At 36.5% G+C, this 17,678-nt stretch carries 20 protein-coding genes; 4 read left to right on the plus strand and 16 right to left on the minus strand.

Features of this window, described 5'->3' with window-relative positions; genetic code table 11:
• Positions 1–143 precede the first annotated feature (143 nt).
• From lepA to gpr, 3 genes are all read right to left on the minus strand, one after another.
• Positions 144–1,979 (minus strand): translation elongation factor 4, encoded by a 1,836-nt coding sequence (gene lepA / locus AMD00_RS07500; RefSeq protein WP_053416412.1) that lies wholly within the window; start codon positions 1,977–1,979, stop codon positions 144–146.
• Between the two features lie 62 nt (positions 1,980–2,041).
• Positions 2,042–2,866, minus strand: coding sequence for a stage II sporulation protein P (gene spoIIP / locus AMD00_RS07505; protein ID WP_053416413.1), 825 nt, complete (start codon positions 2,864–2,866; stop codon positions 2,042–2,044).
• 55 nt (positions 2,867–2,921) lie between these two features.
• Positions 2,922–3,938, minus strand: coding sequence for a GPR endopeptidase (gene gpr / locus AMD00_RS07510; protein WP_053416414.1), 1,017 nt, complete (start codon positions 3,936–3,938; stop codon positions 2,922–2,924).
• A gap of 164 nt (positions 3,939–4,102) precedes the next feature.
• Here gpr and rpsT point away from each other — a divergent pair, with 164 nt between their 5' ends.
• Positions 4,103–4,351: a 30S ribosomal protein S20 gene (gene rpsT, locus AMD00_RS07515; protein ID WP_038187177.1), complete on the plus strand. Its 249-nt coding sequence runs from the start codon at positions 4,103–4,105 to the stop codon at positions 4,349–4,351.
• A gap of 794 nt (positions 4,352–5,145) precedes the next feature.
• Here the strand turns inward: rpsT and holA are convergent.
• On the minus strand, positions 5,146–6,156 hold the full coding sequence (holA, locus tag AMD00_RS07525) for a DNA polymerase III subunit delta (protein WP_053416416.1): 1,011 nt from the start codon (positions 6,154–6,156) through the stop codon (positions 5,146–5,148).
• 163 nt (positions 6,157–6,319) lie between these two features.
• Here holA and AMD00_RS22835 point away from each other — a divergent pair, with 163 nt between their 5' ends.
• Positions 6,320–6,454 carry a YqzM family protein gene (locus tag AMD00_RS22835; RefSeq protein WP_038187184.1) on the plus strand — a complete coding sequence of 45 codons (135 nt, stop codon included), beginning with the start codon at positions 6,320–6,322 and terminating at the stop codon, positions 6,452–6,454.
• A 21-nt stretch (positions 6,455–6,475) separates the two neighbouring features.
• Here AMD00_RS22835 and AMD00_RS07530 read toward each other — a convergent pair whose 3' ends face one another.
• The 12 genes from AMD00_RS07530 to AMD00_RS07585 all read right to left on the minus strand — a co-directional run bounded on the left by AMD00_RS07530 (position 6,476) and on the right by AMD00_RS07585 (position 16,056).
• The gene (locus AMD00_RS07530) at positions 6,476–8,764 is read right to left on the minus strand and encodes a DNA internalization-related competence protein ComEC/Rec2 (protein WP_245639457.1); all 2,289 of its coding nucleotides are present in this window, start codon (positions 8,762–8,764) and stop codon (positions 6,476–6,478) included.
• A gap of 11 nt (positions 8,765–8,775) precedes the next feature.
• Positions 8,776–9,357, minus strand: a complete 582-nt coding sequence (locus tag AMD00_RS07535; protein WP_038187191.1) for a ComE operon protein 2 — start codon at positions 9,355–9,357, stop codon at positions 8,776–8,778.
• Between the two features lie 71 nt (positions 9,358–9,428).
• The gene (locus AMD00_RS07540) at positions 9,429–10,163 is read right to left on the minus strand and encodes a helix-hairpin-helix domain-containing protein (protein ID WP_245639458.1); all 735 of its coding nucleotides are present in this window, start codon (positions 10,161–10,163) and stop codon (positions 9,429–9,431) included.
• Between the two features lie 31 nt (positions 10,164–10,194).
• Positions 10,195–10,932 carry a class I SAM-dependent DNA methyltransferase gene (locus AMD00_RS07545; protein ID WP_053416418.1) on the minus strand — a complete coding sequence of 246 codons (738 nt, stop codon included), beginning with the start codon at positions 10,930–10,932 and terminating at the stop codon, positions 10,195–10,197.
• On the minus strand, positions 10,929–11,273 hold the full coding sequence (gene rsfS, locus AMD00_RS07550; protein ID WP_053416419.1) for a ribosome silencing factor: 345 nt from the start codon (positions 11,271–11,273) through the stop codon (positions 10,929–10,931). The genes AMD00_RS07545 and rsfS overlap by 4 nt, the downstream gene beginning before the upstream one ends.
• Positions 11,270–11,848, minus strand: a complete 579-nt coding sequence (gene yqeK / locus AMD00_RS07555) for a bis(5'-nucleosyl)-tetraphosphatase (symmetrical) YqeK (RefSeq protein ID WP_053416420.1) — start codon at positions 11,846–11,848, stop codon at positions 11,270–11,272. Before yqeK ends, rsfS begins: the two co-directional genes overlap by 4 nt.
• Positions 11,835–12,407, minus strand: a complete 573-nt coding sequence (locus AMD00_RS07560; protein ID WP_053416421.1) for a nicotinate-nucleotide adenylyltransferase — start codon at positions 12,405–12,407, stop codon at positions 11,835–11,837. The genes yqeK and AMD00_RS07560 overlap by 14 nt, the downstream gene beginning before the upstream one ends.
• Before the next feature lie 12 nt (positions 12,408–12,419).
• Complete coding sequence (gene yhbY / locus AMD00_RS07565) at positions 12,420–12,719, minus strand: ribosome assembly RNA-binding protein YhbY (RefSeq protein ID WP_053416422.1); 300 nt, start codon at positions 12,717–12,719, stop codon at positions 12,420–12,422.
• Positions 12,706–13,551, minus strand: a complete 846-nt coding sequence (gene aroE, locus AMD00_RS07570) for a shikimate dehydrogenase (protein WP_053416423.1) — start codon at positions 13,549–13,551, stop codon at positions 12,706–12,708. The genes yhbY and aroE overlap by 14 nt, the downstream gene beginning before the upstream one ends.
• Before the next feature lie 12 nt (positions 13,552–13,563).
• Complete coding sequence (gene yqeH / locus AMD00_RS07575) at positions 13,564–14,667, minus strand: ribosome biogenesis GTPase YqeH (protein WP_053416424.1); 1,104 nt, start codon at positions 14,665–14,667, stop codon at positions 13,564–13,566.
• 4 nt (positions 14,668–14,671) lie between these two features.
• On the minus strand, positions 14,672–15,187 hold the full coding sequence (locus AMD00_RS07580) for a YqeG family HAD IIIA-type phosphatase (protein WP_053416425.1): 516 nt from the start codon (positions 15,185–15,187) through the stop codon (positions 14,672–14,674).
• Between the two features lie 86 nt (positions 15,188–15,273).
• On the minus strand, positions 15,274–16,056 hold the full coding sequence (locus tag AMD00_RS07585; RefSeq protein WP_053416811.1) for a phosphatidylserine decarboxylase: 783 nt from the start codon (positions 16,054–16,056) through the stop codon (positions 15,274–15,276).
• A 91-nt stretch (positions 16,057–16,147) separates the two neighbouring features.
• Between AMD00_RS07585 and pssA the strand changes: the two genes are divergently transcribed.
• Entirely contained in the window at positions 16,148–16,687 is a 540-nt protein-coding gene (gene pssA / locus AMD00_RS07590) for a CDP-diacylglycerol--serine O-phosphatidyltransferase (RefSeq protein WP_193740525.1), read from the plus strand.
• Positions 16,688–16,789: 102 nt separating this feature from the next.
• Positions 16,790–17,494 carry an RNA polymerase sporulation sigma factor SigK gene (gene sigK, locus AMD00_RS07595; RefSeq protein ID WP_053416426.1) on the plus strand — a complete coding sequence of 235 codons (705 nt, stop codon included), beginning with the start codon at positions 16,790–16,792 and terminating at the stop codon, positions 17,492–17,494.
• Positions 17,495–17,678 lie beyond the last annotated feature (184 nt).

Raw genomic sequence — 17,678 nt, forward strand, 5'->3', positions numbered from 1 at the left:
CATTAAACCTATAAAACGTTCTTAAAGAAAAAATATCTTAGGTTCTGTTTTAAATAAAAAAAGCGGTGGCAATATGGTGGATTAAAACCTCCATACTACACAACCACTTAGTTATGTTTATTTATCATACTGATAAATGAATATTATTTTTTAGGCGTGTCATCGTCCATTTTAAGTACAGCCATGAATGCTTCTTGGGGTACTTCAACTGAACCTACTTGCTTCATGCGTTTTTTACCTTCTTTTTGTTTATCTAAAAGTTTACGTTTACGAGAGATATCCCCACCGTAACATTTAGCTAGAACGTTTTTACGCATCGCTTTAATAGTAGATCTCGCCACAATTTTTTGACCAATTGCAGCTTGAATCGGTACTTCAAATTGTTGACGTGGAATAAGATTTTTTAGTTTTTCAACGATTACTTTACCACGTTCATATGCAAAATCATTGTGTACAATAAAGCTTAGTGCATCGACTTGTTCACCATTTAAAAGGATATCCATTTTCATCAATTTAGATGGCTGATAACCTATTAATTCGTAATCAAATGAAGCATAGCCTTTCGTACTTGATTTTAATTGGTCAAAGAAATCATAAACGATTTCAGAAAGTGGAATCTCATAGTAAATACTTACACGAGTAGAATCGATATAATCCATTGTCATGAAATTACCACGTTTGCGTTGGCAAATTTCCATAACAGCTCCAACATAATCGTTAGGTACCATAATTGTTGCTTTTACATAAGGTTCTTCAATACGGTCGATTTTTTGTGGATCTGGCATCATTGACGGATTGTCCACTTGAACTTCAGAACCGTCTGTCATCTGCACATGGTAGATTACGCTAGGTGCAGTAGTGATCAGATCGATTTTAAATTCACGTTCAATACGCTCTTGAATGATTTCCATATGAAGTAAACCTAAGAAACCGCATCGGAATCCGAAGCCTAATGCTTGTGAAGTTTCAGGCTCATATTGTAATGCCGAGTCGTTTAGCTCTAGCTTTTCTAATGCATCTCTAAGATCATTGTACTTAGCCGTATCGATTGGGTATAAACCACAATAAACCATAGGATTTAACTTACGGTAACCAGCTAATGGTTCTACTGCAGGGTTGTTTGCTAAAGTAATTGTATCCCCTACGCGTGTATCCCCTACGTTTTTGATAGATGCTGTTAAGAAACCTACATCACCGACAGTTAACTCTTTGCATAGTGTTGGCTTAGGTGTTGATACACCCACTTCAACAACTTCAAATTCTTTTCCAGTTGCCATCATACGAATCTTATCGCCTGCTTTAACTGTTCCTTCTACAACTCGGATGTAAGTAATTACCCCACGATATGAATCATATAAAGAATCGAAAATTAAAGCTTTAAAAGGAGCATCTGGATCACCTGTAGGCGCTGGTACTTTTTCAACAATTTGTTCTAAAATATCTTCTATTCCGATACCTGCTTTAGCAGAAGCAAGTACTGCTTCAGATGCATCTAAACCGATGACATCTTCTACTTCTTGACGTACGCGCTCTGGATCTGCTGAAGGCAAATCGATTTTATTAATAACAGGAAGAATTTCAAGGTCATTGTCTAACGCTAAATATACGTTCGCAAGTGTCTGTGCTTCAATACCTTGAGCTGCATCGACAACTAAAATAGCACCTTCACAAGCTGCAAGACTACGAGATACTTCGTATGTGAAATCGACGTGTCCAGGGGTATCGATTAAATGGAATGTATAAATCTCTCCATCTCTAGCTTGATAATGTAATTGAACTGCATTTAATTTGATGGTAATGCCACGTTCTCTTTCTAAATCCATAGAATCTAGAAGCTGATTTTTCATTTCACGGGAAGTTAAACTTTTTGTAGTTTCCAATATACGGTCTGCTAATGTTGATTTCCCGTGGTCAATATGAGCAATAATGGAGAAATTTCTAATATTTTCTTGTCGTTTCAAACGTTCTTCTCTGTTCATGCGTGTCCACTCCTATATAAACTATTTTGAATTATAGCAGTGAACAGCTATTTTATGCAATATTATGATGAAGTTTGATTTGAAAATGCTTCCGAAATTGCTCTTGCTAAAATTGCAATTGTACGGTTTAATTCATCTTCTGTATTATCTACTCCACCTAATTCAACTACTAGCAGTTTTTTCGATAGATCTTGGTTATATATTCCATTTACGCCCGAACCTTCTTTTTTTATTACACCTCTAGAGATATTAGGAACTAGTTGATTTAAATGCGCAGATAGCTGTTCCGCGTAAGCTTCGTTAAATTTGTATTGTTTATTTTCAGCACCAAGAACAATAGCAATACGTGCATATTTTTCACCGTCTAAAGTTGCTGTTGTGGCTTTTTTATTTGCTGAATCACGATGAATATCTAGCACCAAATCATATTCTTTTTTTTCTAATTGTTTTTTCACATATGGTCTTACAGCATCATATGCTTTATACAGTGGTATATTTTTCTTCTGCATTTCTGACATGGTATCAACTTCTAAAATATCAGTTGAGAGATCATTTTGCTTAAAATGGGCTTCGATGATTGAACCTAGTTGTAAAACATTAGTTGCATCATGATAGGCTGTTATTTTCTGTTTATGGCTTTTCAAAATAGGATAGTAAGCTTCATGGGAATGCGTGAAATATATTAGTGTTTTAAATGAAGCGTCCTTATTATTTATCAAAGCATTTTTTTCAGTGGCAGTATTGGCGGCATAGACTATTTTCGTATCTTGTTTTGATGATTGTGTTGTAGCCTCTTGCTGTGGCCAGATTGGTAACTTTACAGTGATAATTGGCAGCATAAAGAAAAAGAATAGAAGACCAATCCACATTTGCATTTTCCGTCGCATATAACATCCCCCTCCTCCTATCAATGTATGGAGGAGGAGAGCTAATTAGAACTTTCTAGGTACTTTCAATCCATTCCGTTAATGTATCAGAAATCAGGTATGCATAGTTGTGTACCCACTCATCTATGTTTTTCGGTGTTACGAATAATCGGTCGTGCCCTACGAGAGACTCTTCAAATAGTTGTAGACGTTCTTCTTTCGGCCAAGTCGACCATTCGCCAAAAATTGGTTTGATTACTTCTAAATCTACCTTAGACGTGTCTGATGGTCTCCATGGTGTTACGGATAAAGCTGAGGATGGACTATTTTTTTCCTGTATTTTGGCTGCAATAGATTGGAAAAGTGTATCGACAGCATCTGCGATAAGTACTGGTCCATCGACAACTGTAGGTAAGCCAATTGCAGTCACTGGACAACCAATTGTTTCTTTTGAAATTTCTTTACGCATATTACCTACACCAGATCCAGGATGAATTCCCGTATCTGTCATTTGAATGGTTTTACAAAGTCGGTTACTTGCTCTTGTAGCAAGTGCGTCTACTACTATAACTAGTGCTGGTTTTATTTGCTCTGCCAATGCTTTTATAAAAGAGCTCGTTTCATAGCCAGTCTGCCCTGTTACTCCAGGTGCATAAATAATACAACGCTCTTGAATCGATGTGGCACTATTTTGTAGCTCATCAATAGCTAGCGGCCCTACAGCATCTGGTGTAATCGTCTTATTCCCTAAACCAATGATAAGTACTTTGCCTTCCTTATTATCCTTAATAAAAGGATGTAGTGTTGTTAATTCCTCTGCTAAAACTTCACCTAGTTGCTTGAAGCCTTCCTCATCATCTGGCGTTAATGTTGGAATGGTAAAAGTAAAATATGTTCCTTGTTTCTTTCCTATTTCATCTGCGCCACTCGAATCGACATCTACACGTGTAATTTTAACGCGCCCACGCTCTTCCTCTAATACCTTAATACCTGTGGATTCACGTAATGTTTCCCGCTCTTCTGCGGTCTTATGATTAATAAATTCTTCCGTCTCATCTACTAAATCTGTACGATACCATTTATTGTTTTCCAAACTAATCACCTCACTTTTTATTTTGCTCTAACTGTCAAGTAAATATTCTTTGCATTTGATGCTTGATTTTTATACTGTGATTTGCTAAAATGATGACTGTTGTATAGACACTTGAAACAGTTGAGAATTTACTCATCTCGATCCTTTTTAGGAGGTGAAAGTTAATGCCAAATATTAAATCTGCTATCAAACGCGTAAAAACTAACGCAAAAGTTAATGCACAAAATTCGCAAGTGAAATCTGCTATGCGTACTGCTGTGAAAAAAGCTGAAACTGCTTTAGTTGCTAAAGAAGATAACGCAAAAGAACTTTTAAGCGTAGCTGTTAAATCATTAGATAAAGCAGCATCTAAAGGCTTAATCCACAAAAACGCAGCTTCTCGTCAAAAAGCTCGTTTAATGAAAAAAGCTTAATCCATAATGGATTCAAAGGGACTAGAGATATTTCTCTAGTCTTTTTTTGTGTTTAAAATTTAAATATTTTATAAGAATTACATTAAAGCAAATTGCTGTTATCGAAATACCCACAACTAACAACTTCGTAGCAAACTCCAATTAACCATTTACCACAAATCTTTCAATAAAAGGAAATATTGTTATAATAAACACTATACTGTACCTACCAAGTCATTACCTAAAGGCACTTAGTACGGTTTTAGAGACTTATTTGGAAAGAAGGTATTATGCATGGATATAACTTTTTTATTCATTAGTCTTTACTTAACTCCAATTTTAAGCATTATTTTTTGTCTAAATCTCGTGGCAATCCTAAAAAAAATAAAGAGAGATGAAAAAACTGCTAAAAATACATTTTGGCTTACAACATCATTTCTTTTGATTGTATGGAGTATTGCAGTATCAGCTATATTAGGGGCATATTAGACATACTTGAAGAAATACGCTTTTATCAACGGTCCATTTTTTATACTTAACAGATAAGACCAATGATTTCCGCTGCGGTGGACGCTTTCCGCGAGCGGGCGCCAAGTCGCTTCGTCGCTACGCTCCTGCAGGGTCTTGACTGTCCCGCTTTTCCCGCAGGAGTCGCCACCTTGTAAAAAATACCTTGATTAAAAATAATCCAGATATAAAAAGAAGATATTTTAAATAAAAAAACATATAAAATAACAAAAGACATTCAGAATATGACTATTCTAAATGCCTTTTGTCGACAAATTGAAGCACTCTCAAATGTGAATGCTTTTCTGTTATATTGGTCTCATCATAAATAATTCTAAATAGCGTTCTCTCCGACCGCTCATTGTTTTTAACTGATAATCAACTTCGCTTAATCCAAATAATGCTTTTAGTAAACTATCCTCTGAAATTTTTCGACGCTCTTCAACTATTCGTTTAACTCGATAAGGATTGACCTTTAGTTGTTTCGCAATTTGTTGCGAATGATATCCCTTTTTTAGTAAATAATAAACATTCGACATTAAACGAATCTGGGATGCAAGTAAAGCTACTAGAGCAATTGGTTCTTGTTTTTGACGAATAAGATCATGGTAAATCGTTAAAGCACTAGAAACATCTCTGTGTAAATAAGCATTGAGCATCTTAAAAGCATCTTGCTCAAGCGTTTTCGCAACCATTTCCTCGACTAGAGCTTGCGTAATTGTATTTTCATTACCTAAATATAAGCTCAATTTTTCTATCTCTGACTGTAAATGAAGCATGTCCATACCTACTAGCTCGATTAATTTACTAATAGCATCTTGGTCGATTGTTTTTTGTTTCTGACTTACTTCATTTTGCACCCAAACCATTAAATCATTTTCTTTCGGTGTTTCAGCAAGCATGTAAACAGCTCTATCTTTCATTAACTTTGTTACTTTTTTACGCTCATCTAGTTTTTCATAAGGTGCAATGAAAATTGTAATCGATGTATCTGACGGATGATCTAGCCATTTTTCTAAGCGTTTTAAATCATGGTCAATTTTCTCTTTACCCTTTTCTGTTGCTTTTAAGAACGATGCATTTTTTGCAATGATTAGTTTTTGGCTTGAGAAGAATGGGATCGTATCAGATTCATCTATCACATAATCAACTGGTTGTTCATCCAAATCAATAGTGATTGTTTCAATATCTCCATCTTCATCAAGTTTCGTTTTAATACGCCTGATTGTTTCATCTATAAAATAAGACTCTACGCCTGCAAGTAAATAGACTGGCTGTAAATCTCCCTTTTTTATACTTTTCCATAATGTTGAAAACATAGTCTCACCTCTAATTGACATTGCTTATAGTATACCGTAATTTTCTCATTTTGTGAGTTTGAACAAATTGTGTCATTCTAGAGCAGGCATCTATTTTTACCTTTTCAATATAGCTTTTTTAATAGGCATACCGTATAATTAATGAGAATTAGGAGGGGTAGCAATGAATCCATTTGAAGAAAACGTTCAATCAAAGCGTAACGACGCAATCGACTCAGGAGTAGGTTTTGGCGTATCATTCGTATTTTTCGCACTTATTTTCATCATTGCGACTGTCATCGATTACGCAGCTCTATAAGATACAGTTAAAAAGACATTATCAATTTGATGATGTCTTTTTCTGTTTGTACAGATCTATTGTTTTAAAAACTATAAATCCATTCTTGGTAACCGTTACCTCAATTGTCCCCACTTCTGCTGTATTTAAAGTTGGTAACTTCATCTCTTCAAACCTTGCAACAACATCCTTATTCGGATGACCGTAGCGATTATTTAACCCACTAGAAAATATCGATAAACGGGGCTGTACTAAATTTAAGAATGGTTCAGTTGAAGACGTCTTGCTGCCATGATGCCCCACTTTCAAAATGTCCATATCTGAAATAGATTCTGTATAATTATCTACCAAGGTCATTTCCCCTGATTGTTCTAAATCACCTGTGAACAAAGCTTGAAAACTTGAATGTTGTAACAGTAAAACAAGAGAATCGTCATTGCCTTCATAAATCAAATCATTTGGAGATAAATAAGTTAATGTAGTGTCTCCTTGCACCCAACTTCTCCCTGCCATTTGCTCACGAATTGGAATACGCTCCTTTTGTGCAAAGTCTACAACATCTTTCATAACTGATTTTTGCCAAGAATTTGGGGATACATGAATCTCCTTTACTCGAATTTCTTCCATAACTTCTTCAGCACCTTCAGCATGGTCTGCATCAGCATGTGTTAATATAAGCGTATCTACAGCCCGTATACCACTTCCTTTTAAATAAGGAACAACAATCCCTCTCCCAACCTCATAAGGCTTTCTAGACTCCTTCCATGCCTCCTGATCAAACCTCAGTACTCCCCCTGTGTCTATGACATAAATTTTCTTACGAAACGGTAATTCAATTATGGTACAGTCTCCTTGTCCAACGCTTAAAAATATAATTTTTAAATCTCTATGCCAAGAAGGACTTTCATGAATTAAAAATGCAGGAAATAAAAGTGTTAAAGTAATAAGAAACCAATGTTTCCTCTGTTCTACCTGTATTAATACTGTGACGACACTAACAAATGCTAAAAGTAGGAGCCAGAAAGAGGGTCTTCCAGGAGCCCACATTTGATATGGGATAGCCTGTAACCACATAATAACCTCGGACAATAACTCGCGAGCAGGTTCATAAATGACAAAACAAAGCCGAGCTAAAGGATTTGCCATATATGTTAGCAGTAATAATAATAAATTTACTGGCAGCACAACAAATGAAAATAACGGGACAAAAAAGATATTTGTAATGAATGACGACAAGCTGATTTCAAAGAAATGATATAAAAGCAATGGATAGACGAGTAGCTGGCAAACAAAGGTAATCGCAAATGATTTTTGCCACGTATTTCTAGCTAAAGAAAATATATGACCCGAAAATAATAACGAGAGAGTCGCTAAATAAGATAACTGAAAGCCAATTTGAAATACTACACTTGGTTGCAATAGTACAAACCCAATAAAACTCAATGCTAAAGCATCATCAGTTGCTAAATGATTCGAGACAATTCTACTTATCATTACAAGCTCTACGACCGACACCGCCCGCCAAACAGAAGGCGCACCACCTGCTAAGCAAGCATAAATAGGTAACGCTATAATAAGAACCCACGTCGCATGTTCTCTGCGAATACGCAATCTCAGTAATAATTCATACACAAGCATCGAAACGAGCCCAACGTGCAAACCTGAGATAGCAAATAGATGTGTTATACCAAGTTTCTGATACGCCCGCTCAACATCCATATCGACATTTTCACGTTCACCAATTAAAAGCGACTGTGCTTCAGCTACTAAACTTTCTGGAAATGTATTTTCTATATGTTTTTTCACTTTAAACCTTTGCTCTGCGAAAAATGTAGAGAGTGAATTTTCTTTTTTCACAAATCGAAAACTCTTAACTTCAAAAATACCTTGCGCACTATTGCTTTCAATATATTTTGCCATAGAAAAAGCGTAACGATGTGCAGGCATCGAAGGGTCAACTAATTCTCCTGAAACTTGAAAAACTGTACCACTTAATGATTGCTCTTCAAATTTCTTCTTTTGCCGTTCTGATTGGAGAGTGAAAATAATATATACTTTTTGACCATTTGGTAATATTGCAAAGCCTCTTAGCTTTTGTCCATTCACCTTATATTGATCGGTCCAAGTAATATTTATTTCATTTGGAATAGGGGTAAGTCTTGCAGATAAAATATGTGAGAAATAACTATAAGAGGAGAGAGTAACAACAATGATACATAGTATTATGGCTATCTTTTCTTTTTTTAGATATAGACAAATACTATAGGGGATTAGTATAAATAGTAACTTTACCGATTCATGAGCAGCAATAGTTGCTAATAGAATCGGCAAAGCAAAATAGATTATTTTATGTCGGATATTTGTAAGCCAAATAGTTCTTTCACCTTCTCTTCAAAAGGTGCCAATTCCTCATTTGAAGCACCACTGTCACGTAACTTATTTAATAGTTCGACGTACAGTGCCATTTTTTCATTGCTTAAGAAGTCAATCTTACGATCATCAAAAGGAACATGTACCACATTAACGCCAGCTTGCTTAAACAATTCAATAGCATACTCGTTGTTTTTGTAATCCGTTGCGTAATATAAATTATGAATTCCTGATTGAATAATAGATTTTGTACAAGGGAGACAAGGGAAATGCGTCACATATAAATCTGCTCCATTTGTTGATGTGCCATATTTTGCACATTGCAATAATGCGTTTGTCTCTGCATGCACTGTACGAACACAATGGTTATCTACAACATAACATCCTTTGTCGATACAATGATCATCTCCAGAAATCGAACCGTTATAGCCCCCTGCAATAATACGTTTATCACGCACAATTGTCGCACCAACAGCTAACCTTGTACATGTACTTCTTAATGCTAATAAATGGCTTTGTGCCATGAAAAATTGATCCCAAGTAATACGCTCCATATGAATGCCTCCTGAATAAATCGTTCTACTATAAATTTAGCCATAACCAACTAGAACCGTCAATGGACCATCTATTGAACAGTAATAAAGTCGCGTAAATTTTCGAACGTTTTATCGCCAATTCCTGTGACATTTTTTAGATCTTCTATCGTTTTAAAAGGACCGCTTTCATCACGATAACTTAAAATCGCTTTTGCCTTTGAAGGGCCGACTCCGTTTAAAGTCATAAGTGCTGCTTCATCAGCCGTATTTAAATTGACCTTATCTGACTGACTACCAGTTTGACTTACACTACCTGATTGAGTAGATGGAATTGATGTCGATTGTTGAACACTAGCAATCGCTTGTACTTCCGAAGGCTCCTCACCTATTTTGGGTACATAAATAACCATTTCATCTTGCAACCTCTGGGCATGGTTGATACTTACTGAATCGGCATTTTTTGAATAGCCTCCAGCAAGTAAAATTGCATCAATCACCCTACTATCTGCAGATAATGAGTAGACACCAGGGTTTTTGACAGCACCTTTGACATCCACAATAATAGATGTATCTGCAATAATGTTTTGTGACTCTTGTTGCTCTGTATTTGATGGTTCTTCCGTTTTTGTTTTTTCTGGGATTGTTTCGAAAATGTCGGTTTGGGGAGTGTCCGACTGGTTTTGGGAGAAGTAGAAATAAAAAAAACACGACAAAATTAAGATCCCTGGGAGGAGATACTTTTTGCCATACTGCTTCAAAAAAGTAGGAATTAGTCCGCACCATCCTTTCTTTTCAGAAGGCATAACATACGAAGCTAATTCCATATTATAGTATTTTTTTGTAATTGAAAAGAGTTTATTTCACAGCATGGAAGAATATTCGTTCAGATTCTGCATCTGGAGCTTCTTCCGAATAATCTGCTGTAATTGACACATCGGAAAATCCAGCGTCACTAAGCCATTTAACATATTGCTCAACAGGGAATGTACGTTGGTAATGGTACTCTTCAAATCGTTCGAAAAGTTGCTCATTTGCTTGTACATAAAACGTCATATCATGGTGTACTGAATGCTGGGCTTCCCCTGCCTCTGTATCCCAAATATAAGTTATTTCTCCGTCATCATACGTAAATGGACCGTCTAAGAAAATAGCATCCATTTTGAATAATGAATGAACATCAAAAAATAAATGACCACCATCACAAAGTGCCGCATAAATGCGTTCAAATGTAGCCACTACAGCCTCTTCATCCTCTAAATAGTTTAGAGAATCAATCGGAATTGTGACAACATTTAAATCAGAAAAGCCATCTAGCTCATCCATTGATTGACAAAACAGTGGTATAGCAAGTTGTTCTTTCATAAAGCGTTCACTTGCAATCGCTAGCATTTCTTCCGATAAATCAACACCACTAACAGTATATCCTTGTCGTGCAAATTTTGCAGCCATTATGCCAGTACCACAACCAACATCCAATAATTTAGGTGCTGTTGTACTCGGCGCATGTTTCACTACCCAATCTACATACTGATCGTAAGGGATATCTGTCATTAATGTATCGTATACTTCGGCAAAACGCTGGTAACTACTCATAGCTCATCAACATTGACGAATGGAGCATCTCCCCATAAGCGTTCCAAGTTATAAAAAGTACGTTCATCGCGGTGGAATACGTGTGCCACAACATCACCCATATCTACTAATATCCAGCGAGCTGCGTCAAAACCTTCTAAACGTTTTACTTCATAGCCTTCTTTTTGTGCTACATCTACCATTTCACGTGCAATTGCTTGCACTTGACGGTCAGAATTGGCATGACAAACGATAAAATGATCTGCTAATGGTGAAATTCCTTGCATATTCATTACGACGATATCCTCCGCACGTTTGTCGTCTGCCGCTTTATATGCAAGTTGTAGTAAAGTTTTAGTCATTCTTTCACTTGTCCTCTCTTTAACATCAAATCGTTATAACATTTGAATGAATCCGGATATACCGGCTGATTTTTATTTATTAAAAACATGATGGAATGACGTATACACGCAATCATCACTTCGTTTAAATCGTCACCTTTTGCAGCAGCACGTAAGTCTTCTACACCAGGATATCGACGATTTGGTTCTATCATATCTGCAATATAGACAATCTTCTCTAAATCGCTCATTCCTTTACGTCCTGTTGTATGGTAGGAGATGGCGTTTAAAATGTCTTGATCTTCTATATTAAATTCTTTTTTCGCAACATAAGCTCCCATTGGTGCATGCCAAAGTTCATGATGGTATTTTAATAGAGTGGGATCCATCTCTTTATCGATAATTTTCGATTTCATCCAATCTCGATCAGCATACTTGCATGAATCATGAAGAATTGCTGCCGTTTCAGCTTTTTTCGGATCGTTCCCAAAGCGTTCTGCCAATGTAATTGCCGTTTCAGTAACACCAATTGTATGGATATAACGTTTTTCGGGCATACGGTCTTTCATCGCTAATAATAATTCATCGCGCTCCATATAACCCTTCCTCTCGTATATACTGTTCAACTTCTGTTGGTACTAAAAAAGTAATTGTGCGATTTGTCTTCACACGCTCACGAATTATAGTTGATGATAACTCAATAAGTGGCGCATCTATTATTTGCACAGGGTATGTTGTTTCTGCTTTCGAATGAGGACGTTTAACACCAACGAACTTCACAAGCTTAAGTAGTTCATCAATTTTATACCAGTGATCAAGCATATCTATCATATCGCCACCGATTATAAAATAAAATTCACAGTCAGGTTCACTTGCAGTTAGCTTCCTCATTGTTTCATACGTATATGAAATGCCACCACTCTCTATCTCAAAAGGCTCAAGTTTAAAGTGCTCATATGAAGCAATAGCAAGCTCCGTCATTTTCAGACGGTCTTCAGCCGTGGCATCGTTAGTCGTTTGCTTATGAGGTGGTATAGCATTAGGCATGAATCTTACTTCATCTAGCCCAAGTGCATCATATACTTCATTTGCCATTATTAAATGTCCATTATGAGGTGGATTAAACGTACCACCTAATAAACCAATTCGTCGCATAAAACCAAATCCTTATTTAGATTTTGGTAATTCAATACGTTTGTTATCACGAGATTCTTTATATAATACAACTGTTAATCCAATTAATTGCACAAGTTCTGCACGAGCACCTTTAGCTAATGCTTCTGCTACTTCATGCTTATCTTCTTCACAGTTATCTAAAATACGAACTTTCATTAATTCGCGTACTTCAATTGCTTCTTTAATATGTTTAATTAATGCGTCATTCACTCCGCCTTTACCTACTTGGAAAATTGGATTTAAATGATGTGCTTCCGCACGTAAAAAACGTTTTTGTTTACCTGTTAACATTATTTCCTCCTAATTGCTCCGTTAACGACTCTTTCATAGAAGTCGTATTCGGAAACTGTCCTAACCAATGATTAAATGCTAAAGCACCTTGATGAACGAACATTCCTAATCCTGTCACCACGGTTGCCCCGCGTTGTTCTGCCGCCTGTAAAAAAGGCGTCATTAAAGGATTATACACAATATCCGCCACAATTGCTTTAGTTGAGAGCTGATCTAGTTCAAATGGCAGTTGTAATGAACCATTTTTCAGACCAGCTGGTGTTGTTTGAATTAAAATATCATAATCACCTAAAGTTGCTTCTGCTTCCTTTAGTGTAATTGCATTTGCACTACTACCTAACTCCTGACAGATTTGTTCTGCATTCGCTACGGTGCGGTTGGCAATCGTAATCGTTTGATAACCAGTGTGTTGCAGCGCAAAGGCAATACCTCTCGCTGCACCACCAGCTCCAATTAAGAGCACCCGGCCATCACGGTGCGTGTCGCCAATTGCTTCTTCCAGTGAACGTACAAAACCTAGACCATCTGTATTATAGCCTTTTAATTTGCCATCCGCTTGTCGAACAACCGTATTCACAGCACCCATTTTTTTCGCCATTGTATCAAGCTCATCTAGAAATGGGATAATGGCAGTTTTATGCGGAATTGTCACATTCCACCCACTAGCTCCAAGCATTTCCAAAGACTTTATAGCGTCTTCTAATTGCTCAGGTAACACATGGATTGGTAAATAAGCTGCATCTAAATTTTCTTCTGAGAACCATTGATTGTGCATTGCTGGAGACATCGAATGCTCGATAGGATCCCCAATAACTGCAAACCATTTTTTCATATCAAAATCCTCCTAAATAAGAGATGGACGAATTTGAACTTCCACACCTTTAGGAGCATATGCTGCAATGACAACATTAGCATTTTGAACGGTTATCCAACCTAAACCAGAAAAGACGATATCTGTTTTCGCTTCTTTAATAGAGAATTCAAAACGCACTAACTCTGGCAATTGATCGATATACTTTTCAGAAGGTGGAGCTAATAACTCACCTCTATGGGTTTCATATAAGTCATCTGCTTTTTCTAATTTTGTACGATGAATCTGTAAATCATTTGCAATATGAACAGTGAATGCAGCACGAGCACCTTGTATGAAATCAAAACGTGCTAATGCACCAACAAATAATGTCTGGCCTTCATTTAATTGGAATACTTTTGGTTTTATTTCTTTTTTTGGCATAATATATTTAAGTTCAGACGGATCTAAATAATGTGCCATTTGATGATGATTAATAATTCCTGGAGTATCAAAGATTGCTTTACCATCCTCTAAAGGAATTTCAATCATATCTAAAGTTGTTCCAGGGAAATAAGATGTCGTAATCACTTCTTTTTCACCTGTTGCTTGCTTAATAATACGGTTTATAAAAGTTGATTTACCAACATTCGTACAACCAACTACATATACGTCTTGTCCACGACGATATTCATCGATAGCAGCCATTGCTTCTTGCATGCCCATTCCTTTATGTGCACTCACAAGCATAACGTCAATTGGTTTTAATCCTAATTTCTTCGCCTCTTGCTTTAGCCAGTTAACAACTTTTTGTTTTTTCACTGACTTTGGTAGTAAATCGGCTTTGTTGGCAATTAATAATACAGGGTTATTACCTACAAAACGGTGTAAGCCCGGTAACCAGCTTCCATTGAAATCAAAAATATCAACAATTTTAACGATTAAGCCATTTTGTTGGCCTAAACCGTTTAAAATACGTAAGAAATCATCATCCGTTAATGCTACCGGTTGTAATTCATTATAATTTTTCAAACGGAAGCATCGTTGACAGATGATACTTTCCTTTTCAAGAGATGAAGCCGGTGCATAACCTGGCGCTTTTGAATCGTCTGTTTGAATAATTGTTCCACAGCCGATACAATTTGGCATTTCATTCATTTATTTATTCCTCCCAAGTTTTGACACCATGTTTTTTCAAATAATTAAAGACACGTCTTTCGACCATGCGATTAAAGCGTGTGACAAAGCCATCAGAAAGTGCAACTGGCTTCACAAGAATAGTGTGTATGCGAAGACGATTTCCACCAAGGACATCAGTCAGCATTTGATCGCCTACCATGACAACTTCATGGTGCTGCATACTCAGTCTTATTAAAGCTTGCTTAAACGCATTACCCATAGGCTTACGAGCATTAAAGATATATGGTAGCTCTAACGGATCTGCAAATGCTTTTACACGAAGCTCTTTGTTATTTGAAACGATCATTACTTGAATACCTGCTTCACGAATTGTTTTCAACCATTCGATTAGCTTTTCTGTCGCATCTGGACGATCCCATTCGACAAGTGTATTATCCAAATCTGTAATAATTCCGCGAACACCAAGTTGCTTTAGTTTGTCAGGTGTAATTTCGTAAATAGATGTGACAAATTCTTTTGGCATTAAAAAGTTATACAAATCATGTTCCCCTTATCTATCATAGTCAACGTTATTTAGTGTTTACTCACTAAACTAGACGTATTCTCTTTAATTCACTTTATCGATTATAACATATGTGCGAACGCTTCTCCCACACGAATCCGTCCATCTTTCACAACATTTTCAAGGAATGCAGCACGATTCTTTTCAAAAATCATGACAACTGTCGAACCGAAAGTGAAATAACCAACTTCCTCGCCCTTTTCCCAAATGTCTGACGTATTCGTCAATTGAATAGAATTTACGAACATTGCACCAACTTTTATCACTTCACAATGCGAGCCGTTATTCGTTTTTAGCTCTGTAACACTACGATAATTGCCAGAAATCGGCTTATCACCATATGTAAGACCAGTGCCATTAACTGGATATGACTTCGCACCAAGTATATATTGGCGAACAACTTTCCCATCAATCGGACTATGAATACGGTGATAATCTCTAGGACTTAAGTAAAAGACAATATATTGGCCATTTTCAAATGTTTTCGCATGCTCTTCCTTACCTAAAAGATCAACTAAATCATAGGTTTTCCCTTTAACAAAAAACGATGTATTATTTTCAATCGTTCCAAACGATTCAATTTTTGCATCAACAGGACTTACATACATTTCTGGATTTTGATCAATTGGTCTTGCTTCTGACACAAGTTTACGTGTGAAGAAATCATGTAAACTCGTAAAAGATTGCATGTTTTTTGAAACCTCGCCCGTTTCAATATCGTATATATCAATATAGGACGGTATTATCTTCTTACTTATAGCCGATGTGGTAAAGCGTTTTAATAGCACCGAAGACCATTTACCATTCGTTAGTTCAATTGCTTTTTGATAAAGTTTTTCTTTCATCATGCATTGTCCTCCATTTCGAAAAAGATTTACGGAAACTTATAAAAGAAGTATAATGTTCTAATACTGAATAACAAAGGAGTGTTGTCCATTGTTTTTACTTCACATGGTGGATACCACAGTTAAAAAAATGAAATCACATTTAGCAAACTTAATCACTATTGGAAATCTATCTTTTGGTGGTGCGTCAATTATGGCTACCATCAATGAATCATACGAATACAGTGTGTTATTTATTTTTATAGCTGCCCTGCTAGATCGCTACGATGGAAAAGTAGCACGAAAATATAACCAGGAATCGGCATTAGGTAAACAACTTGATTCGATGAGTGATATTATATCATTCGGCGTTGCCCCTGCGTTATTAATGTACGAAGTGGTAGTGAGCCAATTTGGCACAGTCGGAATGGTAGTGACTGTCATGTATATGGCTTGCGGCGCATTTAGACTAGCCCGTTTCAACATTACAGAATCGAATGGCTTTTTCACTGGCCTGCCTATTACAGCAGCAGGTGCTATCTTAACTGCCTCATTCTTTTTTATATCTATACTTTCAACGGTATTCTACATGTTTTTGTTCCCGATTTTATCTATTTTAATGATAAGTACTTTTTCTTTGAAAAAAGTTTAAAGAAATGTCTAAAGCGTCCAATTAAATTGGGCGCTTTTTTACGTACTTAGACAACCACATGCTGTCATATATTGGTGAACGATGACAGAAAGGATGTCTGAAATGAGTACTTTATTAACCGCCATCATCCAATTTTGGATGGAAATACCTACACTTGTCGGCTACTTGAAAGGTCAGGCGTTCCCTCAACCATTTTCAAAGGAAGAAGAGGCCCTTTGTTTGGAGCGCTATTTAGCAGGCGATGAACAAGCGAAACTTGAACTTGTCGAAAGAAACATGCGTCTTGTCGCCCATGTCGTGAAAAAATTTCATCCGAAACACGAGCAACTTGATGATTACATTTCAATCGGTACCATTGGTTTAATGAAAGCTGTTAGTAGCTTTACACCGGATAAGAAAACACGCTTAGCTACTTATGCCGCACGCTGTATTGAAAATGAAATACTGATGTTCTTAAGAGCTCAGAAAAAAGTACAAAAAGATGTTTCTTTATATGAACCAATAGGTACTGATAAAGACGGTAACGCATTAGAAATAACAGACTTACTACAAAGTGATGAACGACCAACTGATGTACAGATTGAACAACAAGAGGAGGAACAGCATTTATATAGACATCTCGATAAATTGGATGAACGGGAACTTGAAATCATTCAAAATCGCTATGGATTAGGTACCTTTGAACCTTTGACTCAAAAAGAAATTGCAAAAAAACTAAGTATTTCTAGAAGTTACGTTTCTCGTATTGAAAAACGTGCATTGATTAAACTCTATCAATATTTTAAACATGAAAAAAACTCCCTCTGAGAGGCTTCTCAGAGAGAGCTTACAAGTTATTTTAGTTAGTCAGTTGTTTCAGCTGTAATAATTAAACTAGCAATCGCCGTAATCGCCATTGCTCCTGCCATTAAAAATACCATGCCAAATCCCCCTAACATCCCTAGATTAATGTGTAGCATCCCTACAACTATTTTACCATTAGGATGTTCTT

This window comes from Viridibacillus arvi, assembly GCF_001274945.1.
In the GTDB taxonomy this organism is placed as follows: Bacteria; Bacillota; Bacilli; order Bacillales_A; family Planococcaceae; genus Viridibacillus; species Viridibacillus arvi.

Excerpts from the sequence above, each read along its gene's own strand:
- lepA (WP_053416412.1), bottom strand. The coding sequence starts at position 1,979 with ATGAACAGAGAAGAACGTTTGAAACGACAAGAAAATATTAGAAATTTC.
- spoIIP (WP_053416413.1), bottom strand. The coding sequence starts at position 2,866 with ATGCGACGGAAAATGCAAATGTGGATTGGTCTTCTATTCTTTTTCTTT.
- rpsT (WP_038187177.1), top strand. The coding sequence starts at position 4,103 with ATGCCAAATATTAAATCTGCTATCAAACGCGTAAAAACTAACGCAAAA.
- holA (WP_053416416.1), bottom strand. The coding sequence starts at position 6,156 with ATGTTTTCAACATTATGGAAAAGTATAAAAAAGGGAGATTTACAGCCA.
- AMD00_RS22835 (WP_038187184.1), top strand. The coding sequence starts at position 6,320 with ATGAATCCATTTGAAGAAAACGTTCAATCAAAGCGTAACGACGCAATC.
- AMD00_RS07535 (WP_038187191.1), bottom strand. The coding sequence starts at position 9,357 with ATGGAGCGTATTACTTGGGATCAATTTTTCATGGCACAAAGCCATTTA.
- AMD00_RS07540 (WP_245639458.1), bottom strand. The coding sequence starts at position 10,163 with ATGGAATTAGCTTCGTATGTTATGCCTTCTGAAAAGAAAGGATGGTGC.
- AMD00_RS07545 (WP_053416418.1), bottom strand. The coding sequence starts at position 10,932 with ATGAGTAGTTACCAGCGTTTTGCCGAAGTATACGATACATTAATGACA.
- rsfS (WP_053416419.1), bottom strand. The coding sequence starts at position 11,273 with ATGACTAAAACTTTACTACAACTTGCATATAAAGCGGCAGACGACAAA.
- yqeK (WP_053416420.1), bottom strand. The coding sequence starts at position 11,848 with ATGGAGCGCGATGAATTATTATTAGCGATGAAAGACCGTATGCCCGAA.
- AMD00_RS07560 (WP_053416421.1), bottom strand. The coding sequence starts at position 12,407 with ATGCGACGAATTGGTTTATTAGGTGGTACGTTTAATCCACCTCATAAT.
- yhbY (WP_053416422.1), bottom strand. The coding sequence starts at position 12,719 with ATGTTAACAGGTAAACAAAAACGTTTTTTACGTGCGGAAGCACATCAT.
- aroE (WP_053416423.1), bottom strand. The coding sequence starts at position 13,551 with ATGAAAAAATGGTTTGCAGTTATTGGGGATCCTATCGAGCATTCGATG.
- yqeH (WP_053416424.1), bottom strand. The coding sequence starts at position 14,667 with ATGAATGAAATGCCAAATTGTATCGGCTGTGGAACAATTATTCAAACA.
- AMD00_RS07585 (WP_053416811.1), bottom strand. The coding sequence starts at position 16,056 with ATGAAAGAAAAACTTTATCAAAAAGCAATTGAACTAACGAATGGTAAA.
- sigK (WP_053416426.1), top strand. The coding sequence starts at position 16,790 with ATGAGTACTTTATTAACCGCCATCATCCAATTTTGGATGGAAATACCT.